The 20,702-nt window shown below is 70.8% G+C and carries 13 protein-coding genes; 7 read left to right on the top strand and 6 right to left on the bottom strand.

Annotation, left to right across the window (positions count from 1 at the left end; translation table 11 throughout):
* Window positions 1-2: 2 nt before the first annotated feature.
* The 3 genes from OHN19_RS09150 to OHN19_RS09140 form a co-directional block, all read right to left on the bottom strand.
* On the bottom strand, window positions 3-1,337 hold the full coding sequence (locus OHN19_RS09150) for an ABC transporter substrate-binding protein (RefSeq protein WP_330263697.1): 1,335 nt from the start codon (window positions 1,335-1,337) through the stop codon (window positions 3-5).
* A gap of 384 nt (window positions 1,338-1,721) precedes the next feature.
* Window positions 1,722-2,810 carry a LacI family DNA-binding transcriptional regulator gene (locus OHN19_RS09145; protein ID WP_330263696.1) on the bottom strand — a complete coding sequence of 363 codons (1,089 nt, stop codon included), beginning with the start codon at window positions 2,808-2,810 and terminating at the stop codon, window positions 1,722-1,724.
* A gap of 410 nt (window positions 2,811-3,220) precedes the next feature.
* Entirely contained in the window at window positions 3,221-4,234 is a 1,014-nt protein-coding gene (locus tag OHN19_RS09140) for a hydroxyacid dehydrogenase (RefSeq protein ID WP_330263695.1), read from the bottom strand.
* A 281-nt stretch (window positions 4,235-4,515) separates the two neighbouring features.
* Here OHN19_RS09140 and OHN19_RS09135 point away from each other — a divergent pair, with 281 nt between their 5' ends.
* The 7 genes from OHN19_RS09135 (at window position 4,516) to OHN19_RS09105 (ending at window position 15,622) form a co-directional block, all read left to right on the top strand.
* Complete coding sequence (locus OHN19_RS09135; protein WP_330263694.1) at window positions 4,516-5,865, top strand: extracellular solute-binding protein; 1,350 nt, start codon at window positions 4,516-4,518, stop codon at window positions 5,863-5,865.
* A complete protein-coding gene (locus OHN19_RS09130) occupies window positions 5,862-6,854 on the top strand; it encodes a sugar ABC transporter permease (RefSeq protein ID WP_330263693.1) in 993 nt (330 codons plus the stop codon). The genes OHN19_RS09135 and OHN19_RS09130 overlap by 4 nt, the downstream gene beginning before the upstream one ends.
* On the top strand, window positions 6,851-7,753 hold the full coding sequence (locus OHN19_RS09125) for a carbohydrate ABC transporter permease (RefSeq protein ID WP_391194937.1): 903 nt from the start codon (window positions 6,851-6,853) through the stop codon (window positions 7,751-7,753). The genes OHN19_RS09130 and OHN19_RS09125 overlap by 4 nt, the downstream gene beginning before the upstream one ends.
* Window positions 7,754-7,786: 33 nt before the next feature.
* Window positions 7,787-9,319: a glycosyl hydrolase family 28 protein gene (locus OHN19_RS09120; protein WP_330263692.1), complete on the top strand. Its 1,533-nt coding sequence runs from the start codon at window positions 7,787-7,789 to the stop codon at window positions 9,317-9,319.
* Complete coding sequence (locus OHN19_RS09115) at window positions 9,316-12,663, top strand: alginate lyase family protein (RefSeq protein WP_330263691.1); 3,348 nt, start codon at window positions 9,316-9,318, stop codon at window positions 12,661-12,663. The genes OHN19_RS09120 and OHN19_RS09115 overlap by 4 nt, the downstream gene beginning before the upstream one ends.
* Window positions 12,664-12,691: 28 nt before the next feature.
* Window positions 12,692-13,945 (top strand): alginate lyase family protein, encoded by a 1,254-nt coding sequence (locus tag OHN19_RS09110; RefSeq protein ID WP_330263690.1) that lies wholly within the window; start codon window positions 12,692-12,694, stop codon window positions 13,943-13,945.
* Window positions 13,946-14,038: 93 nt separating this feature from the next.
* Entirely contained in the window at window positions 14,039-15,622 is a 1,584-nt protein-coding gene (locus OHN19_RS09105) for a carboxylesterase/lipase family protein (protein ID WP_330263689.1), read from the top strand.
* Window positions 15,623-15,676: 54 nt separating this feature from the next.
* Here OHN19_RS09105 and OHN19_RS09100 read toward each other — a convergent pair whose 3' ends face one another.
* From OHN19_RS09100 to OHN19_RS09090, 3 genes are all read right to left on the bottom strand, one after another.
* Entirely contained in the window at window positions 15,677-16,732 is a 1,056-nt protein-coding gene (locus OHN19_RS09100; protein WP_330263688.1) for a LacI family DNA-binding transcriptional regulator, read from the bottom strand.
* Between the two features lie 385 nt (window positions 16,733-17,117).
* Window positions 17,118-18,059 carry a homocysteine S-methyltransferase gene (gene mmuM, locus OHN19_RS09095; RefSeq protein ID WP_330263687.1) on the bottom strand — a complete coding sequence of 314 codons (942 nt, stop codon included), beginning with the start codon at window positions 18,057-18,059 and terminating at the stop codon, window positions 17,118-17,120.
* Window positions 18,060-18,455: 396 nt separating this feature from the next.
* Complete coding sequence (locus tag OHN19_RS09090) at window positions 18,456-20,537, bottom strand: autotransporter (RefSeq protein ID WP_330263686.1); 2,082 nt, start codon at window positions 20,535-20,537, stop codon at window positions 18,456-18,458.
* Between the last annotated feature and the right edge of the window lie 165 nt (window positions 20,538-20,702).

The raw sequence follows: 20,702 nt of genomic DNA, 5'->3' as shown, positions 1-20,702 counted from the left end.
CTTCAGCCCTTGACGCTGATGCCGCGGGACTTCAGGTCGTTGACCGTCCACTCCTGCATGTGGGCGAGGAGCTGGGTCACCGTCTGCTCCTTGCTGACCACCTTGGCCCAGCCGGCCTGCATCTCGGTGAACATCGCGGTCCAGTCGGGCCCGAAGGTCCAGTCGGTGGTGACGGTCTTCAGGCTGTCCTTCACGACCTGCTGCCCCGCCTGGTAGTTGGACCCGAGCAGCTTCTCGGAGACCGCCTCGGGGACGTACGAGTCACTGTCGGCCAGCGCCGGCATCACGCCGTTGCCGGTCGTCGGGCTCGCCATCGTCTTCACGGCCCCGGTGTCGGTGGACATCCACAGCGCGGCCTCGGCGGCCTGCTTCTGGTTCTTGCAGCCCTTGGTCACCAGCGTCACGCTGCCGGTCAGGTTGGTGCCGGCCGGCGTCCTGGGGGCCTCACCGGCGAAGGTCGGCCACGGCGCCAGCGCCCAGTCGCCGAAGGACTTGGTGAAGTTCTGCACCATGCCGGCCATCTGCCAGGTGGAGATCTGCCGGGTCGCGGTGTCGCCCTGGTCGTAGGAGCGCTGCACGGCCGCGTAGTCGGCGAAGGACAGCTTGGCGTTGAGGTCGTTGTCGATGATCTCCTGGATCACCTTGGCGGCCTTCAGGGTGCCCGCGTCCTGGAAGTCCACCTTCCAGGAGTTGCCGTCGATGGCGTACCAGTGCGCGCCGGCCTGCATGGCCAGCACCTCCAGCGTGCTGGGGTCCTCACCGGCGTAGTTGGTGATCTTGATGCCGTGCTTCTTCAGCACCTTGCCCGCGGCGACGAACTCGTCCCAGGTCGTCGGGACCTCGATGCCGTACTTCTTGAAGATGTCGGTGCGGTAGATCGTGAACGCCGGCGCGGAGGCCGTCGGAACGCCGTACATCTTGCCCTGCACCTGGCCGTTGGCCCACGCGCCGGAGTTGAACTTGTCCTTGCTCGACTCGACGTACTCGGTGATGTCGGCCAGCGCGCCCTGCGCGACCCAACTCGTCACGTACTCCGCGGTGTTCTGCACCAGACAGGGCGCGTTGCCCGCCTTCACCGCGTTGGTCAGCTGCTTCTGCATGGTCAGCTGGTCGGTGACCTTCGTGTACTTCAGCTGGATGTCCTTGTGCGAGGCGTTGAACGCCTTGACGACGGCGTCCTGGCCGTTGGCCCAACCCCAGAAGGGGAGGGTGACCGGACCGGACGACTGCGAGTCACCCGAGTCACCCGACCCGCCGCACGCGGTGAGCAGACCTGACAGCGCGAGTCCCGCAACGGCGGCGCGGGCGAACCTTCTCCGGGGGCTGCTGAAGTTCATCTGACCGTGTTCCTTCGGAAAGTAGGGCGTCTCGGAGAGGAGAGAGGGGGACGGCGGCTCGGTGTCGGCCGGAAACGGCGGCCGGAAGTCTCGTCGGCTCGCGGTTGCGGGGGGTCGGCCCAGCGGAAGCTGTAGTAACCGGTTGCTGGAACGTTAGGCCGACGGCCGGGCGGTTAGCAAGAGGGGGGCGTCAATTTGTTACGCCGGTTTGTCCGTGGGGTTAGCAGAGGCGCGACCTGCCCAGCACCCTCAGACATGATGTAAGACCAGCTCAGCGGTCTATGCCCGCCATGAATGCCAGGCCGCGCGACAACGGAGAACGCCCCGCCCCACTCCCGAGAAATAGTGGAAACCGTTTACGAAACGATCTCTTCCTGCTGCCCGCTAGCGGGGTTGGTGGGGCGGCCGCACGGAGTTCCGTACGACGACATGGGTGCCCAGCACCAGATGGTCCCCGTCTGCCCCCCTGCGCCGCGCTCCACCGCCCTCACGCCGGTCGGCGACGGCCCGCAGGGCGACCCGTCCCATCTCCTCGTAGGGCACGTGGACGGTGGTGAGCTGGGGGGTCAGCTGCGCGGCGAGCGGGATGTCGTCGTACCCGACAATCGACACGTCCTCGGGCACCCGCAGCCCCGCCGCGCGCAGGGCCTGCATGGCCCCGGCGGCGACGACATCGGTCCCGGCGAGGACCGCGGTGAAGGCGAGCCCGTCCCGCAGGCACTCCTCGACGGCCTCGTACCCGTGCTCGTAGTCGTAGGGTCCGTGCCGCACCATGTTCGCCTCGAAGGGCACGCCGTACGCCTCGAAGGCCCGTTGGGCGCCCTTCAAGCGCCCCTGGGCGGTGGTGAGTTCGGAGTGCCCGGGCAGTACGAGCACCTGCCGGTGGCCGGCCGAGAGCAGATGGCTGGCCATGGCGTAGGCCCCGCCCTCGTTGTCGTAGTCGATGGTGGTGGCGGGGACGTCGCCCTCCAGCGGGGGCCGTCCCACGAGCACGAGATGCGAGCCGGCGGCGTCCAGGGACCGGGCGAACCTGGCCATGCGCAGCTGGTACTCGTCGTAGTCGTAGGCCCCGCCGAGCAGGATGACCGCCGCGACGCCCTGCTGGCGCATGAGGTTGACGAGGGCGAGCTCCCGCTCGGGATCGTCCCCGGTGGTCCCCACCAGTGAGAGCCACCCGCGGAGGGTGGCGGCACCTTCGACCCCCTTGGCCACGTGGGCGAAGGCGGCACCGGTGATGTTGTTGATGAGGATGGCGACGGTGGGGGTGCCGCCCCCGGCGAGCGACCGGGCATGGGCGTTGGTGACGTAGTCCAGGTCGCGGACGACCTTCATCACCTTGCGGCGCAGGTCCTCGGAGACCGGATAGTTCCCGGACAACACCCGCGACACGCTGGCCACGGACACCCCGGCCCGCTCGGCCACGTCCCGAATGGTGGCCCGTCCGACGTCCCCGGAAGCCTTGCGCTGACTCACCCTTGCGGCTCCTTCACGGTCATGGCCGGGGGCTCCGCCCCACTCGGGCCCGGAAACCGTATCCCATTGTTACTCCAGCACGATTCCCACGGCCCGGACCACAGGCGGGCGGCAAGTGCCCACCAAGTGGGCCTGCACCCCGGACACCGGCCGTGAGGGAGCCGTAGGGGGCGCGTCGGTGTCGAGAGGCCGAACGCGCGGAGGCGCGCAGCGCCGAGCACGATCGGTCGCTCGACACCGACTGAGGCGCCCCCGGAGGCGACCGAACAGAAGTGGTACGGGTAAGTGCAGTGACCCGGGACCAGGTGATACGGCCGGAGTTCCTGAAGTGACCCGGGACCAGGTGATACGGCCGGAGTTCTCTGGGTCCCCCGGAACCAGCTGACCCAGCCCAACCGCCCGCCACCCCCTCAAGCCACCCGCCCCATATCCGCATACCGGACCTCATGCACCAACCCCACCCCCGCTCCCACCCGCTCCAGCTCCTCCACCACGATCCGCCCCAGCCGCTCCAGTTCGTTCCCCAGCGACCCGGCGATGTGCGGTGTGAGGAAGACGTTCGGCAGCCGGTACAGCGGTGACCCCGCCGGCAGCGGCTCGGGTTCCGTGACGTCGAGGACCGCCCGCAGCCGCCCGGAGACCAGTTCGTCGGTGAGCGCATCGGGGTCGACCAGCGCCCCCCGGGACGTGTTGATGAGCACGCCCCCGTCCCGGATCAGCCCGAGCCGGGCCGCGTCGAGCATCCGGTAGGTCTCGGGGATGTCGGGCGCGTGCAGCGACACGATGTCGCTGTGCCGCAACAGGTCCTCCAGTGACAGGAGTTCGGCCCCGAGCGCGCCCGCCTCCGCGGAGCTGACGTAGGGGTCGTGGAGCAGCACGGTGAAGTCGAAGGGCCGTAGCAGTTCCAGCAGTCGCCGCCCCACCCGGGACGCCCCGATGACCCCGATCCGCCGCCCCACGTTCCCCGTGTCCGCGGTCTCCGCCGGACCCGGATGGGCGTGGCTGACCCGGAACCGCTCCCGGTGCTCGAAGGCGTCCTTCCCGCACAGCAGGATCATCGCGAGGGTGTATTCCGCGACGGGCAGGGCGTTGCCGGTGACCGCGCTGGACACGGCGATCCCGCGGTGCCACAGGGCGTCGCCGACCAGTGAGCGGACGGATCCCGCGGCGTGCAGGACGGTGCGCAGGCGGGGTGCCGCGGTGAGGACGCCGGTGTCGAGGTGGGGGCAGCCCCAGCCGGTGATCAGTACGTCGGCCTCGGCCAGGGCGTCGGCCGCGGCGGGGTCGGTGAAGTCCTGGACGACGAGCGCGGGGTCGAGCCGGGCGGCCTCGGTCAGCCGGGTCATCAGGGGTGGCGGGAAGAGCAGGGGGATGTGCACGGGGTCCAACGCGAACACGGCCCTGGGTGGCTGAGGGCTGGGCATGTCACTCCTGACACACTGGGCGGAAACTGTTTCTGAAACCGTCTTCTACGGTGGATCTACCGTAGGTCTGGCGTCGAGTGGTGGTCAATCGGTGAGGGGCCTCGGGTAGCAACCGGTTTCCCATCAGGACCGTGTCGGCGAGGTTACACAGTCTTTTCGAAAGTCCGTCAAGCCTCTTGACGCGGTTTCCGGACAGGGCCGAAGCTCTGCCCCAACGCAGCAACCGGTTGCCATCCGCTTGCCGCGTTCCCGTCCACGGACAGAGCAGGAGGTGGTGCGCCGTGCGCCCACATGCCGGGGCCGCGCTGAGCCGCCGCCGTTTTCTCTCCCTCTCCGCCGGCGGTGCAGCGGCGGGGGCTGCGGCGCTGAGCGGCTGCGCGATGCGGGTGTCGGGCGCGGTGGGCGGATCCGGCGAGACCGTCACGGTGATGGCCAAGGCCGACGACATCTCCGTGGACCTGATCAAGCAGGCCCAGAAGGACATCGGCGTCAGGATCAACACGGTGCTGTACAGCACCAGCAAGCTGATCGCGATGATGACCAACGGCAACCCGCCGGACCTCGTGCGCGGGGTCGGCGCCGTGGACGCCCCGTACTTCGCGGCCCGGGGCGTGATGGAGGACCTTGACCCGTACTTCGCGAGGAGCAGTGTCCTCAAGCCGGCCGACCTCGACCCGGTCAACGACCTGTGGCGCTACGACGGCCGCACCCAGGGCAGGGGGCCCCGCTACGGCATGGCGAAGGACTTCTCCCAGGACTCCATGTTCTGGTACAACACCGGCCTGTTCGACGAGGCGGGGGTGGAGTACCCGCCGGAGCTGGACCCGGTGACCTACGAGGAGTGGCTGGACAAGGCCAAGCGGCTGACCCGCCGCAGGAACGGCCAGACGACGGTGTTCGGCGGCAGCTACAACGGTGTGCTCACCCCCAACCTGCTGACGAGCCTCACCGTGGCCGCCGGCGGGAACCTCTTCACCGACGACTACTCCCGGGTCGACTTCACCACCCCCGAGGCCCGCAGGGCGCTCGGCTGGTACATCGACTACTGCCGGACCAAGGTCGGACCCAGCATCGTCCAGCCCGACCCCAACACCTGGGACGGGCCCACCTTCCAGGCGAACCGGCTGGCCATGTCGAACTCCGGCTACTGGCTCGGCGGTCTGATCAACGCGGACAAGAAGCTCGCGCCGCTGTCCCGGCTCGCCCCCGCCCCGTACTTCGAGGGCGGCCGGCGGGTCAGCCCCTGTCAGGCGGGCACCGGCTTCTGGATCCCCAGCAAGTCCCACAACAAGGACGCCGCCTGGCGGGTCTTCGAGTGGTTCTTCGGCGAGGCACCGGCCAAGGCACGGGCCTCGGGCGGCTGGGGCATCCCGACCCTGAAGTCCCTGCGTTCCCTGATGCCCGCTCAGGAGGACTACCAGAAACGGGTGTTGAAGGTGCAGGAGGCCGAGCTGAAGCACTACTCGGTGATCGCCTTCACGCCGTACGCCACCGCGGACGCGCTTCTCGCCCTCTTCAACCAGATCGCCCCGGCCGCCATGACCGGCGGCATGTCCGTCGACACCCTCGCGGGACGCCTGAACTCGGCCATGAACGAGCAGCTCAAGCGCGGTAAGGAGCAGGTGGCATGACGGTCGATCAGATGACGCCCCTCGCGGACCGGCGCGGCTCCGCCCCGGCTGCGGGCCGGGCCGGTTCCCGGCGGCACACCTCCGTCGTCACGCGCAGGCACCGGGCGTTCTACATGTTCGCCGCGCCCTGGATCATCGGCTTCGCGCTGCTGACCGTCGCACCGATGGCGTACGCGCTGTGGCTGAGCTTCACCACCTTCGACGGGATCTCGCCCAACTGGCACTACGTCGGCCTGGGCAACTACCGCGAGCTGTTCTCCGACGCGCAGACCTGGCGATCGCTGGGCCGCACCGGTCTGTTCGCGATCACCTCGGTCCCGCTGTCGATCGTCGCGGGTCTCGGGCTGGCCGTCCTCGTCAACCGGCCGCTCAAGGCACGCGGGTTGTTCCGCACCCTGCTCTATCTGCCGGCGGTGGTGCCCCCGGTGGGCGCGGGCATCGCGTTCAAGCAGCTCTTCGACCAGAACTCCGGTGCCGCGAACGGGGTGTTGAACCTCTTCGGCATCGACGCCCTAGGCTGGCTCGCCGACCCCTACGCCCGCTACGTACTGATCATGACGGTGCTCTGGACCGCCGGAAACATCATGATCATCTCGTTGGCCGGGCTCCAGGACATTCCCCGCGAGCTCCTCGAAGCGGCCCGGATCGACGGGGCGAGCGCCTGGCGCAGCTTCCGCAGCGTCACGGTGCCGCTGCTGTCGCCGGTGCTGCTCTTCCAGACCGTGACCGGGGTCATCGCCTCGGTGCAGACCATCATGCCGCTGCTGCTGGCCCCGGACCCGACCCCGGCGGGCATCACGGCGCTCCCGCAGTCCACCTACCTCTACATGATGCACGTGTTCGCGGAGTACTTCGCGTTCGGCCGCTACGGCTACGCCTCCGCGCTGCTGTGGGTGCTCTTCGTCCTGATCCTCGTCGCGACCGGACTGATCTTCAGGGCCACGTCCGGCGTCGTGTTCTACAACGTCGACCCGGAGGCGAAGAAGTGACCGCCACGAGCCCGACCGCCACCGACCCCACCGCCACGAGGCCGGTCCGGGTGGCCTCGGCCCCCAGGCCGGCGCCCCGGATCCGCGTCAACCGCCTCGTCCTCTACACCGCCCTGGTCGCGATCACCGGACTGTTCCTCGGCCCCTTCGGCTGGCTGGTGATCTCCGGCCTGAAGACGCCGGCCGAGCTGGCGGCCTCGCCCGTGCACTGGCTGCCGGAACACATCCAATGGCACAACTTCGCGGACGCCTACCGGCTCATCGACTTCCTCGGCTACGCCCGCAACTCCCTGGTCATCGCGCTCATCTACGCCACCCTCGTGACCCTGAGCTCCGCCTGGGTCGGCTTCGGCTTCGCCCGCCTCGAAGCCCCGGGCAAGAAGACCCTGTTCGCGATCCTGCTCGGCTCGATGATGCTGCCCCAGATGATCACGCTGCTGCCGACCTACCTGATCTTCGCCAAGCTCGGCATGGTCGACACCTACTGGCCGTGGGTGCTGTGGGGGCTGTCCTCCGCCCCCTATCTGGTCTTCCTGTTCCGGCAGTTCTTCGCGGGGCTGCCCCGCGAGCTGGAGGAGGCGGCGATCGTCGACGGCTGCGGCTGGTCCGGCATCTTCTGGCGGATCTTCCTCCCGCAGTCCTGGCCGGTCCTGTCCGCGAGCTTCGTGATCGCCTTCACCTGGACCTGGGGCGACTACATCGCCCCGCAGCTCCTGCTCTCCACGGACCGCACCACCCTCGCGGTCGCCGTCATGTCCACCTACGTCACCTCGGCGGGCACCCCGGTCACCAACCTCCAGGCCGCGGCCTCGGTGATGTACGTGGTGCCGATCCTGCTGATCTTCCTCGTCGCCCAGCGCGGCTTCGTCGCCGGCACGGCCACGACCGGCCTCAAGTAGCCGCCCCCGCATACCTGTTGCAAGGAGTCACGCATGAACACGCCCCTGTCCCGCCGTACGGCCCTCCAGGCGGCCGGCGCCACCGTGCTCGCCGCCGGGCTCACCGACCTGACGGCCACTGCGGCCCGGGCCGACGACACCGCCGCGGCCGCCGGACCGAAGCTGGTGACCTACCCCCGCCCGGCCGCGATGCCGACCAACACCAGCTTCAGGGTGCGGGTCCGCACCGCCCCCGACGGCGAGTGGCAGACCCTCGACATCTGGCGGCCCCAGCTGGGCGAGATCAACCCCACCACCGGCTCCAGCAAGATCTACAACTCCTCGCTGGCGTACTTCGACTTCGAGGGCTCCGTCGAGGTCGAGGTCACCTACCTCAAGGGCGGCACCACCAAGGTCCGGGTGAGACCGGACTCGTACGGCATCACACCCGAAGTCGGCGGCGACACCCTGGTGTTCACACTGGACCAGCCGCGCAACGTCGTCGTCCAGATCAACGACGACATCTTCGACTGCCTTCACCTGTTCGCCCGTACCGTCGAGAAGAAGAAGCCCGCGCAGGACGACCCGGACGTCCTCTACTACGGCCCCGGCGTCCACACCACCACCGACGGCACCCTGCTGGTCCCCTCCGGCAAGACCGTGTACCTCGACGGCGGGGCCGTCCTCAAGGCGACCGTGATCTTCCGGAACGTGGAGCACGCCGGGATCGCCGGCCGGGGTGTGCTCGCCGGGACCGCGGGCGGCGGAGCCCTGGTGGAGAGCTCCCGGAACATCTCCATCGGCGCGGTCACCGTCCTCAACCCCAACGGCTACGCCGTCCAGTTGGGAGAGGCCACCGGCGTCACCATCAAGGGCCTCGGCTCCTTCAGCTCCAAGGGCTGGGGCGACGGCATCGACGTGTTCTGCTCCAGCAACGTCGTCATCGACGGCGTCTTCATGCGCAACTCCGACGACTGCATCGCCATCTACACCCACCGCTGGGACTACTACGGCGACACCACCGACATCACCGTCCGCAACTCCACCCTCTGGGCGGACGTCGCCCACCCCATCAACGTGGGCACCCACGGCAACACCGACAACCCCGAGGTCCTGAAGAACCTCCGCTTCAAGAACATCGACATCCTCGACCACCGCGAACCGCAGATGAACTACCAGGGCTGCATCGCCCTCAACCCCGGCGACTCCAACCTGATCAAGAACGTCCGCATCGAGGACATCAGGATCGAGGACTTCCGCTGGGGCCAGGTCATCTACATGAAGGTCATGTACAACACGAAGTACAACACCTCGGTCGGCCGCGGCATCCAGAACGTCTACGTCAAGAACCTCAGCTACACGGGCACCAATGCCAAGCCCTCCCTCTTCCTCGGCTACGACGCCAAGCACGCCATCGAGGACGTCACCTTCGAGAACCTGGTGATCAACGGGCTCGTCGTCGCCGACTCGATGAAGAAGCCGAGCTGGTACTACACGACCGACACCATCCAGTGGTTCGCCAACGAGCACGTGACGAACCTCAGGTTCATCACCACCGCCGAGGCCGAGGCGGCCGCCGCGTCATGAGCACCAGCCCCACGAGAACCGAACTCGCCCCGACCCGCCGGGGTTTCCTCGGCGGCACGGCCGCCCTGCTCCTGGTGGCGGGCGCGAGCGGACTGCTCGCACCCGGCACCGCCCGGGCCGCCGACCGGGTGAGCGCCAGAAGCTTCACCCACCCCGGCCTCCTGCACACCGCCGACGACCTCGCCCGCCTGAAGGCCGCCGTCGCCGCGAAGCAGTCACCGGTCTACGACGGCTACCTGGCCTTCGCGGCCCACGCACGCTCCAAGTCGACGTACACCATCCAGAACACCGGCCAGATCACCACCTGGGGCCGCGGCCCCACCAACTTCCAGAACCAGGCCGTCGCCGACTCGGCCGCCGCCTACCAGAACGCCCTCATGTGGGCGGTCACGGGCGACCGCGCCAACGCCGACAAGGCCCGCGACCTCCTCAACGCCTGGTCGGCCTCCCTCACCGTGATCACGGGAGCGGACGGCCCGCTCGGCGCCGGGCTCCAGGCCTTCAAGTTCGTCAACGCGGCCGAACTCCTGCGCCACACCGGCTACGACGGCTGGGCGGCCGCGGACATCGCCCGCTGCGAGCGGTCCTTCCTGGACGTCTGGTATCCCGCCGTCTCCGGCTACATGCTCTACGCCAACGGCAACTGGGACCTGACGGCCCTTCAGACCATTCTGGCCATAGGGGTGTTCTGCGAGCAGCCCACCCTCTTCGAGGACGCCCTGCGCTTCGCCGCGGCCGGCGCCGGCAACGGCTCCATCGCCCACCGCGTCGTCACCGACGCGGGCCAGGGCCAGGAGTCCGGCCGCGACCAGGGCCACGAACAGCTCGCGGTCGGCCTGACCGGTGACATCGCCCAGGTCGCCTGGAACCAGGGCGTCGACCTGTGGGGCTACGACGACAACCGGATCCTCGCCAACTTCGAGTACGCGGCCCGCTACAACCTCGGCGGCGACGTCCCCTTCGTCCCCGACCTCGACCGGACCGGCAAGTACATCAAGACGACCGTCTCCGCCGTCTCCCGCGGCACCCTCCCCCCGATCTACGAGATGGCCTACGCCCACTACGCCGGCGTCCGTGGCCTCGACACCCCGTACACCCAGGCGGCCGTCTTCCGCGGCACCGGTGGCGCCCGGGTCGTCGAGGGCAGCAACGACGACCTGCCCAGCTGGGGCACCTTCGCCTACGCCGGCGCCACCGCCCCCGCGACCACCGCGCCGACGGCACCGGCGGGCGTCATCGCGGTGGGGGAGCGGACCCGGGTCACGGTCAGCTGGCTGCCCTCGACCTGGGCCACGAGCTACACCGTCCGCCGCGCCGCGCGCCCCGAGGGGCCGTACGAGAAGATCGCCACCGGCCTCGACCGGCCGACGTACACCGACCACCGGGTGCACGGGGGACGGACGTACCACTACGTCGTCACCGCCGCCAACTCCCTGGGGGGCAGCGGTGATTCGGCAACCGCCTCCGCCTCCGCGGGCCTTCCCGGGCCCTGGGAGAGCCGGGACATCGGGGACGTCAGGGCCCCCGGTTCGGCTGTCTTCGACGGGGAGCGCTTCGTCCTGGAGGCGAGCGGCACCGCCGACACCCACCGGCTCGTGCATCTGCCCCTGCGCGGCGACGGCACCGTCACCACGCGGATCGTGTGGCCACTGAGCTCGCAGTACTCCAAGATCGGCGTCAGTCTGCGGGACTCCCTCGACGCCGACGCGGCCCACGCGGCCATGGTGATCCAGGGCCTGCCGCTGCACACCTGGAGCGGGGTGTGGATGGTACGGCCGTCGAAGGGCGCCGACGTCTCGGCGACCGGCAGCACCCCGGTACCGCCCTCGCAGCAGACGGCCATCACCACTGGCGCCGCCTTCCCGATCTCCAGCCTCGGCACCCTGCCCGAGTCGGCGACCCCGCTCGAGGCCCCGTACGTCGAGGCCGCCGGCGACGGCTACCGGCTCCGCAAGCCCTACTGGGTCCGGGTGACCCGCAAGGGCCGCCGCTGCACCGGCGCGATCTCTCCCGACGGCGTCCACTGGACCGAAGTCGGCACCAGCGAGGTCGAGTTGGGCCGCACCGCGTACGCGGGCCTGCTCCTCACCTCCTGCCTGGGCGTCGACGCGGACTACGCCGAGACCGGCACCGGCGCCTTCGACAACGTCACGGTGACGTCGACGTACGGCGAGGTGTGGTCCGTGCCGAAACCGGCCCGGACCGCCGGCGACCTGACGGCCGTCAGCGGCTCGGACGCCGTCGAACTGGCCTGGACCGACCCGGACCTCTCCGCCCGCTACACGGTGCTGCGCGCCAAGGACGCCGACGGCCCCTACGCCACCCTGACCACCGGCGTGGGCCCGGTCGGGTCCGGCACCCGTATCCGGTACAGCGACGCGACGGGCACGCCCGGGACGACGTACCACTACGCCGTCGCGAAGACGAACACCGCCGGACGCGGCCCGCTCTCGGAGCCGGCCACCGCCGCGATGCCCACCCCGTCAGTCCCCCAACTCACCTCTGCCGCAGTGGCGTTCGCCACCTCAGGGGTCGCCTTCCGGCACCTCCTGCGGGCCTCCCACGAGCCCGTGCGCTTCACCGCCACTGGACTCCCCGACGGACTCCGCGTCGACAGGCGCACCGGCCTGGTCCACGGAATCCCCCGCGAGACCGGCGAGTTCACCGTCACCACCACCGCGGGGAACGCCGCCGGTGACGGCACCGGCACGCTCACCCTCACCGTCGGCACCCCACCGCCGAGCCCGTGGACGTACGGCGACCTCGGGGACGTGGTCCTCGACGACCGCGACTACGGGACGCTGGGCGTCGCCGCGATCCTCACCCCCGGCAGCACCGCCCACGAGGACGGGACCTTCGTGGTGCGGGGCGCGGGCGTCGACCTGACCGTCAACGGCCAGGCAATGACAGGGCAGTTCGTACGGCAGCCGGTCACCGGCGACTGCCAGGTCACCGCCCGGCTGGTCTCCCGCAGCGGGGCCAGTGCCGACCGGGTCGGGCTGCTGATGGCGAAGTCGCTGTCGCCGTTCGACCAGGCGGCCGGGGCGATCGTCACCGGCGGCACCACCGCGCAGCTCATGCTGCGCAAGACCGTCGCCGGAGCCTCCGCCTTCACCGGCAACGCGGCCGTGCAACTCCCCACGCTGCTGCGGCTGAAGCGGACCGGGACCGTCTTCACCGCGTCCGGCTCCGGCGACGACGGCGCCACCTGGACCGACCTCGCCACCGGCGAGATCCCGGGCTTCGGTGACGCCCCCTTCCACGTCGGCCTGGTGGCCTGCTCCCGCAGCCCGCTGGCCCTCGTCACCTCGACCTTCGGCGAGGTGAGCATCACCCCCATCTGATTCCCCCCACGGAACGGAGATGCACCGCATGAGCCGCACTTCCCCCCACCGGTACCTCCACCAGCCCGAGTTGAGCCGCCGCGGTCTGTTCAGGACCGCCGGCGGCCTCGGCGCCGCGCTAGCCCTGGGAAGCGGCGCGTTCGCCGCCACCACCGCGGACGCGGCGCCCTCGACCTGGACCCACCCCGGCATGCTGCACAACGCCGGGGACATCAACCGCGCCAAGGTCAGGGTCGCCGCGGGCACCGACCCCTGGCTCTCCGGCTGGAACAAACTGGTCGCCAACTCCCACTCCCAGTCCACCTGGACCAACCGGGCCACCGCCACGATCATCCGCGGCGGCACCGGCGAGAACTACTCCCTGCTCTTCAACGACATCGCGGCCGCCTACCAGAACGCGCTGCGCTGGCAGGTCGGCGGCACCGAGGCGAACGCCGCGTGCGCCGCGAAGATCCTCAACGCCTGGTCGAAGACGCTCACTTCGGTCACCGGCAACGCGGACAGATTCCTCGCGGCCGGCATCTACGGCTGGCAGTTCGCCAACGCCTGCGAACTGATGCGCGGCTACAGCGGCTTCGACCTCGCAGCCGCCCAGGAGATGCTCGTCAAGGTCTTCTACCCGCTCAACAACAGCTTCCTGACCAACCACAACGACGCCTGCATCACCAACTACTGGGCCAACTGGGACCTGTGCAACATGGCCTCGATCCTGGCGATCGGCATCCTCAACGAGGACTCCGCCAAGTACGACCAGGCCGTCACCTACTTCAAGTCCGGCGCGGGCAACGGCTCGATCGCCCACGCGGTGCCGTACCTGTACACCGACTCCGCCGGCTACGCGCTGGGTCAGTGGCAGGAGTCCGGCCGCGACCAGGGCCACACCATGATGGGCATGGGCCAGATGGGCGCCATCTGCGAGATGGCCTGGAACCAGGGCGACGACCTCTACTCGTACGACAGCCGCCGCTTCATGAAGGCCGCCCAGTACGTCGCGAAGTACAACGTCGGCCAGGACGTCCCCTTCACCACCTACAACTGGGGCACCGGGCAGAACTGCGCCGCCTCCTCCCAGACCGTGATCTCCGCGGCCTCCCGCGGCCAGGTCCGCCCGGTCTGGGCGATGCTCCACTTCCACTACAACCGGCGCCTGGGCCTCGACGACAAGTACATCTCGCAGATGTACTACGACCTCGTCGCCCCCGAGGGCGGCGGCGGTGACTACGGCACCACCAGCGGCGGCTTCGACCAGCTGGGCTTCGGCACCCTGATGTACGCCAAGTAGCCGCCGAACCGCGCTCTGCACCGGAATACCGGGCCGAAATGTGGTGCTCTGTTGTTCACGGTGCAGTAGCGCGGTGAGGAGGCTGGTGGACACATGACAGCAGTCCGGACAGAGCCCGTGGTCAGCACGCCGTACGGAGCCGTACGCGGACGGTACGAGGACGGGGTCGCGGCCTTCCGGGGCATCCCCTACGCGGCCCCGCCCTTCGGCCCCCACCGCTTCCGCCCGCCCGTCCCGCCCGAGCCCTGGGACGGTGTGCGGGACACCGTCGACTTCGGGCCGACGGCACCGAAACCGCCGTACTCCGAGGCCTTCGCGCACTACCTCTCGGACCCGTTCGTGCCCGGCGACGACTGCCTCAACCTCAACGTGTGGACGCCCGAGCCCGGCCCCGGCGCCCGCCTCCCGGTCCTGGTCTGGCTGCACGGCGGCGCCCTGACCAGGGGATCCTCCGCGGTACCCGTGTACGACGGGCACGCCTTCGCGCGGGACGGCGTGGTGTTCGTCTCGGTGAACTACCGGCTCGGCGTCGAGGGCTACGGCCTCTTCCCGGACGCCCCCGCCAACCCCGGGCTGCGGGACCAGCTCGCCGCCCTGCGCTGGGTCCGCGAGGCGATCGAGGCCTTCGGCGGCGACCCGGACCGCATCACCGTCGCCGGACAGTCGGCGGGTGCCATCAGCATCGGCGCCCTGCTCGCCGCCCCGCAGGCCCAGGGCCTGTTCCGGCGCGCGGTCCTGCAGAGCGGGCCGCCCGAGGCGAGCGACCGCGACAAGGTACGGCGGATGGTGCGCCGCATGGCCACCCGGCTGAAGGTGCCCGCCACCGCCGCGGCCTTCGCCGAGGTCGACCGCGAGCTGCTGCTGCGCACCCAGGCCGAGGTGGGCCGCCTCAGCAGCCCGGTCCTCGGCGGCCCGGCCTTCGGCATCGTGATCGACGGCGACCTCGTGCCGCGCGACCCCCTGGAAGCCCTGATCGAGGGCGAGGCGGCCCGTGACGTCGAGCTGATGCTGGGCTGGACCAGCGACGAGTACCGCCTCTGGCTCGTCCCGGGCGGCCTCCTGGAGCGCGTCGACCGGCTCGGACCGGTCGCCCTCGCCGGCGCCATGGCCCGCTGTCACTGCGGCTCCGAGGTGGTCCGCGGCTACCGCGCCCTGCACCCCGACGCCGGCACCGCTGACATCGTCGGCCAGATGGTCACCGACCACCTGCTGCGCATCCCCCTGCACCGCCTGGCCGAGGCCCGCCCGGGCTCGTCGTACGTCTACGAGTTCGCCTGGCCCTCCAACCTCCCCTACCTCGGTGCCTGCCACGCCCTCGAACTGGGCTTCGTCTTCGACACGGGTGCCGCCCCGGAGTCGGCCAAGCTCGCGGGCGAGGGCGCTCCGGCCGAGCTCGCCGACGCCATGCACGGCGCGTGGGTGCGCTTCGCCACCGACGGCGACCCCGGCTGGCGGCCCTGGGACACCACGCACCCGGTGCAGATCTTCGGCAAGGGCGACCCGTACGTCGAGTCCGGCCCTCGGGACGCCGATTTCGCGGTGTGGACGGCGGACACGACCACCAAGGAGACCGCCCCCGTGACGGAACCGGCGGAGGGCTGGCCGGCCCGGACGGCGGAGCTGCGGTCGGTGGTACGGCGGCTGCGGCGGACGGGGTTGGCGCGGCGGCAGCACTGAGGAGGACGGCTCGGCTGGGGGAGGGGGACCACAGGACTGTTGGGGGCGCTCGTCTCAGCTGCCGGTCGCCGCGACCGAGTCCCGGACCACGACATGCGTGCCCAGCAGCAGGTGCTCGGCCGGGTCCTCCGCCGTACGGCCGAGCGCGGTGCGTACGGCCAGGCGGCCCAGTTCCTCGTAGGGGACGTGGACCGTGGTGAGGGCCGGGTGGAGGTCGCGGGCGAAGGGGATGTCGTCGTACCCGGCCAGGGACACGTCCCCGGGCACGGTGAGGCCGGCCTCGTGGAGGGCGGTCAGGGCGCCCGCAGCGACCATGTCCGTGGCGGCGACCACGGCCGTGAAGTCCAGGCCGTCCTTCAACGCCCGCCGCATCAGGCGGTGCCCGGAGTCGCGGGTGAAGTCGCCGTTGAGGATCAGCGCGGGGTCCGGATCCAGCCCGCGCGCGCGGTGCGCGGCGAGATAGCCGCGCTCACGGCCCTGCGCGGTGGTGTGGTCGGCCCGGCCGCCGACGAACAGGATCCGCCGGTGGCCCTGGGACAGCACGTGGGCGACGAGCGCGTAGGCGCCGCCCTCGTTGTCGTACTCGATGACGGTGACCGGCGCGCCGGGGCCGAGCGGCGGTCTGCCGCACAGCACGAGCCGGGAGCCCGCCGACGCGAGCGAGTCGGCCATACGGCGGGTGCGCTCGCGGTACTCGACGGTGTCGGCGGCGCCGCCCACCAGGATCACGGCGGCCGCGCGCTGGGCCCGCATCATCTCCACGAACTCCAGTTCGTGCTCGACATCGCCCTCCGTGCTGCACACCAGGCACAGATGGCCGAGCCGGGTCGCCTCGCGCTCCACACCGTGCGCCATCAGGGCGAACGAGGGCCCGGTGATGTCCTCCAGCACGAACGCCAGCGTGGGTGTGCCGACCCCCGCGATCGCCTTCGCGCGCGCGTCGGCGACGTAGTCCATGTCGCGCACGGCCCGCATCACGCTCGCGCGGGTCGCCGCGCTCACCGGATACACCCCGCCCAGCACCCGCGACACGGTCGACGCGGACACCCCGGCCCGCGCGGCCACATCCCGAATGGTGCTCCGACCGACGTCCGCACTCTTCCTGGTCATCCCTGCCTCACCCCCTGAGGAACAGCGGCAACACCCATGGAAACCGGTTCCCGAGCGGAGGCTAGCAGGGGGAGACCTGCAGGGCTAAGGGCCAGGAGCGGACCAAATCAGGGGGTGCGCAGCGCACCCCTGGGGGCGCGGGGAACTGCGCGAGCAACCACGGCGAAGGCGGCACTCGCGGGACGACGGAGGCTCGACGGCGAGTAGGCGCAGGGAGCGGCTAGCGCCGCGGGGCGGTCAGCACCCACGGCAGCCGCGGGACGACGGACGCTCGACGGCGAGTAGGCGCACGGCCCGGCCGGTGCAGCGGGGCGCGAGCAACCCACGGCGGACGCCGCAGCCGCGGGACGACGGACGCTCGACGGCGAGTAGGCGCACGGCCCGGCTAGCGCAGCGCCCCCGCGATTCCGGCGATCGCCGGCGGCCCCACCCGGCAGCACCCTCCGATCAACCGCGCCCCGGCCGCCTGCCAGCCGCGGACCTCCTCCGGTGCGAAGGACGACCTGCCCTCCCACGCGCGCGTGTCCCCGTTCCAGGACTCCCCGCTGTTGGGATAGACGACCACCGGCTTGCCGGTGACCCGCGCGGCGATCTCCACCGCGGGTGCCACGTCCTCCGGCACACAGCAGTTGACCCCGACCGCGACGACCTCGTCGACCTCGGCGGCAAGCGCGAACGCCTCCTCCAGCGGCTGCCCGGCCCGGGTCCGGTCGCCCGCGACGGAGTAGGAGAGCCAGGCCGGGACCCCGAGCCCACGGACCGCCCGCAGCAGCGCCCGAGCCTCGTCGGCGTCCGGGATCGTCTCCAGGGCCAGGACGTCGGGGCCGGCCGCCGCCAGCACGTGCAGGCGGGGCCGGTGGAAGGCCTCCAGTTCGGCCACGCTCAGCCCGTACTGGCCCCGGTACTCCGAGCCGTCCGCGAGCATCGCGCCGTAGGGCCCGACCGAGGCCGCCACGTACAGCGGCCGCCGAACCCCCTTCGCCGCCGCCCGCCGTGCCGCCTCCCGGGCCAACTCGACGCTCAGGGCGAGCAGTTCGGCCGCCCGCTCACGCCCGATCCCGCGGTTGGCGAACCCCTCGAAGGTGGCCTGGTAGCTCGACGTGATCGCCACGTCCGCGCCCGCCTCGTAGTACGCGAGATGCGCCTCGGTGATCGCCTCGGGCCGCTCCGCGAGCAGCCGCGCCGACCACAGCTGGTCGCTCAGGTCGTGTCCGGCGGACTCCAGCTGATTGGACATACCACCGTCAAGCACGACCGCCCCGGCCGCGAGGGCCTCGACGAAGGGACGGGCGAGGGCGTCGGAGGCTTCCGGAGTGTCACTGCTCATACCTCGACGCTAACCGAAGCGACGACAGCCGTCCGAGCCGGTCCGCCGGCCGACCCGCGGAACCGACCTGCGGGCCCGGCGCCCCGCCGGGGGCTGACCCGGACACGGGCCTTCCGCCCCCGAAGACCGGCCTGACATCCGAGACGCCGCCCGGCATCGCTTGTCCATCTCGCACACCGGCGTGTGCCGGGCTCACCGGAGGACCGGCGGCGAGACAGCGGAGACCCGGTTGGCCCGTGGGGGTGCGCCTGGCTCCCCGGGACTGGCCTGGCTCCCGGAGGGAGTCTGCCCGGTTCCGGAGACCCGCCCGGCACCCCCGGGGCTGCCCCGAACGTCTCGGGTCGGCCCAGGCACCCGGAGAACCGCCCGGCTTCGGAGACCCGCTCGCTCGCGAAGTCAGCGGTGCACCGCGTGCCTTCCGCCCCCGCGCCGCCTCCCCCGTATCCGCAGCGTCGGTGGGACCACCAGGCCGCCCAGCAGGCCCAGGGCCAGGACGTACGGCCACCAGCCGAGGCCCTCCGCCGTCGCGCTCGTCGTGCGAGGAGCCGCGACCTGCGCCGACGGGGTGCTGTCGGGGCGGGCACCCGCCGTGGCGTGAGCCGTGACGGCCGTCAGGACGACGTCGTTGCCGTCGCCGCCCCGGTAGCTGATCCGGTAGGTGGTGTCGGCGAGCCTGAGCCGGGTGCCCTCCGCGAGTCCCTTGAAGGCGCCCGTGGTCCTCGCACCGCCCCGGTGGTCCAGGACCGTGATGGTGCGCCCCGGATTCGTGCCGGCCGCCGCCAGATCGAGCTCCCCGCCCAGCCGGACCGCCCCCGTCACCTTCAACGGGCTCTTCGCCAGCACCAGTTCGCCCTTCGCGCTCTGCGTGTAACCGCCGGAGACGGTCAAACCGCCCGTCACCACACCGTCGTTGGTGACCGAACCCCGCACCGTCCCCTTGCCGGACAGCGAGGACAGCACGCGTAGACCCGTCGTGCCCGCGTCCAGCCGTGCGGTCGTAGAAGTGAGCCGAATTCCCCTGCTACGGGCGAGAGTTGCTCCGCCGCGCAGCGCGAGCGTGCCCTTGCGGACCGTCGTCGTCCCGGTGTACGTCACCGCGCCGCCGGTCAACGTCGTCGTCGCCCCGCCCGCCTGCGTGAGCGAACCGCCGCCGCTGATCCGGGACAGCGTCAGGGACTTGCTCGTGTTGTCGACGACGAGCGAGCCGTCGTTCACGACCTTGTAGAGGGCGCCCCCGGTGTACAGGCCCCCGTCGCCCCCGGGCCGGCCGCTGCCCAGGCGGAGCACGGCGTTCTTCTGGACGGTCGTGGAGCCGTCGTAGTACTGGACGGCGGCGAAGGTGACGTCGTTGCCCTTCGTCCCCTTGATCACCACGTCACCGGCGCCGGGCGCGGACAGGGTGTCGTGGAAGCGGCCGCCGCCGATCGGCGCGCCCAGCGTCACCGGGCCGTCGTAGTCGAAGGTCAGCAGGGAGCGGGAGCGGGCCGCGAGGAGGTTGATGTAGACCGTCTTCGCGGTGCCCGGCATGAAGATCCTGGCGGTGGTGCCGTCGCCCCACTGGACGTTCGCGCCCTTGATGTTGGTGCCGCGCTTGTTGACGTTCTTGGTGGCGGGCGTCCAGTTCAGGGCGGGGTCGCTGAGGGACGGGTTCGTGTCGCCGCCCCGGTCCGACCAGCTGTACTGGCCCGTCAGGATCACCTTGCCGCCCGGCCGGGACTGGACGTTGATGTCGCTGCCGTACTCGCGCTGGTAGAAGTCCATCCGCTGGGTGACGGTCTCGCCCAGCGGGGTGTCCACGGTCCAGGTGCCCTGGTTGAGCACCTTGCGGACGTTCGGCAGCGAGGTCGCGTACTCGGGCCGGCCCGCGTTGGCCTGCGTACCGTTGTCGATCACCCCGGAGAACGGACCGGACGTCAGGTCCCAGGTGCCCCACAGGAAGCGCGGCTGGGTGATCAGGCCGGAGCCGCTGACCGTGCCCAGGTTGTAGGCGCTCTTGAGGGACAGCCGCAGGGTGCCGTCGACCCGGATGTTGTCCTGGTTCAGCCGGAACGCCGGGGTGCCGTACGGGAAGTGGCCGATCAGGCCGGTCGTGCCGCCGTTGCCGTACTGGAGGGTCGCCCCGCGTTCGACCGTGACCGCGGGCGGATCGGCGGCGGTGGTGGTGACGTACGGGTGGTTGCCGCCCAGGATCCGCACCCGCTGCCGGGACGCGGGCAGGGTGAAGTCGCTGTCCCGGGTGAGGACCAGGGTGCCGGTGCCACGCACGGTGAGGGTGCCCCGGCCGCTGAACACCCCGTCGTACGTCGTCGTCCCGGCTGGCACGGTGACGACGGTGTCGCCGGTCAGCGTGACGTTCCGGCCGGCGAGCACGTCGGCGGTGACGTCCCGGGGGCCGGCGGCCCGGGCCGGGGAGGCCGAGGCCAGGAGGGCCACGAGGGCGCCCACGGCTGCTGCTGTCTTCTGGGTTTGGCTGCGCACATGTTCGGAGACGCGCGGGCGCCGGACCGATAACAGAAATCGCGGCACAGGATCCCCAGTGCAGAAAGCGCCTTCTTTTGTCGCGTCCGACCCGTTGACCTACCCGTTCCCCAGCCGTACCTTTCGGCTGTTCGCAATAAACAACAGATGTTCTCAATACCGAAC

It is taken from the genome of Streptomyces griseorubiginosus (assembly GCF_036345115.1).
Classification (GTDB): Bacteria; Actinomycetota; Actinomycetes; order Streptomycetales; family Streptomycetaceae; genus Streptomyces; species Streptomyces griseorubiginosus_C.
Note: the sequence above shows the minus strand (reverse complement) of the source record. Positions and strands in the feature narration are given on the sequence as shown.